The organism is Clostridium sp. KLE 1755 (assembly GCF_000466465.2).
Classification (GTDB): domain Bacteria; phylum Bacillota; class Clostridia; order Lachnospirales; family Lachnospiraceae; genus Eisenbergiella; species Eisenbergiella porci.
Genome location: NZ_KE992694.1, coordinates 1 through 578 on the forward strand (window position 1 = coordinate 1; position 578 = coordinate 578).

At 40.1% G+C, this 578-nt stretch carries 1 pseudogene; it reads left to right on the forward strand.

Going from position 1 to position 578, the window contains the following annotated elements:
• A pseudogene (locus HMPREF1548_RS29925) lies at window positions 1-211 on the forward strand (hypothetical protein); the annotation flags it as partial.
• Window positions 212-578 lie beyond the last annotated feature (367 nt).

Here is a 578-nt window from a genome sequence, read left to right on the forward strand (position 1 = left end):
AGAGGAAATGAGAAAAATCCGTGCAAGCGAGTATAAGAACGGAAAAGAGGATGGAATTGCTCAGGGGATAGAACAAGGGATAGTACAAGGAATGGTGGAAACCTGTAAGGAATTGGGTGTCAGTTTTGAGCAGACTGTAGCAAGACTGAAACTCCGTTTTGACATCAGTAAACAGGAGGCACAGGAAAAGGCAGGGCATTATTGGTGCTGACTTTTTCATAATGTGAGAACCGATACCGCTTTATAAAATCAATCCTACAATAATAAATATCAGGAATAGTTGAATATACGTAAAAATAGTGATAAAATAAACGCAAGCATAAATTTCTAACGAATCTTGGCCACATGTGCCGTCTAATTTTCATTCTCAATTCAGAAACTCTATGCTTACTATCCAACAAAGAAAGCAGGAGCGGCTGATTGGGAAGGTTGCTCCACACACAAACAGAAAGGAGCAGCTTATGGCAGAAGAACTGCACGTAGTAAGAAATCAGAAGGATACGGTTTTCCGGATGCTGTTTCGGGAAAAGAAGGAACTATTGGAGTTGTATAATGCACTCAATGATTCCGCGTATAAC